The organism is Jiangella anatolica, from assembly GCF_003236295.1.
Classification (GTDB): domain Bacteria; phylum Actinomycetota; class Actinomycetes; order Jiangellales; family Jiangellaceae; genus Jiangella; species Jiangella anatolica.
Map to the genome: position 1 here is coordinate 1 of NZ_POTW01000254.1, position 385 is coordinate 385.

General features: G+C 72.5%; 1 protein-coding gene. It reads left to right on the forward strand.

Translation table 11 applies throughout. The features are described 5' to 3' along the window. On the forward strand, window positions 1-385 hold a 385-nt coding region (locus C1I92_RS33255), incomplete at both ends, for a proton-conducting transporter transmembrane domain-containing protein (RefSeq protein WP_199521857.1).

A 385-nucleotide genomic window follows, 5' to 3' on the forward strand; every position in this document is an offset into this window, starting at 1 on the left:
CCCCTGTGGGCGTCAACGGCGCCCTGTTCGCCAACGTCGCCCACGGGCTGATCACCGGCCTGCTGTTCTTCCTGGCCGGAGCGATCAAGGTGCGCCACCCCCACGCCGACATGCCGTCGATGGGCGGCGGCCTGCTGGCCACCATGCCGCGACTCGGCTCGGTGCTCACGTTCGCCTCGATCGCCTCACTCGGGCTGCCCGGCCTGGCGGGCTTCTGGGGCGAGATGCTCGCCCTGTACGGCGCCTTCCAGCCGGCGAACCCGCTGCCGCGCGGCCTCTTCCTCACGTACATGGTGATCGGGGGCCTCGGCGCGGTCCTCACGGCGGCGTACTTCGTGGTCATGCTCTCCCGCGTCACCCACGGCCGCCCCCGAGCCGCACGACC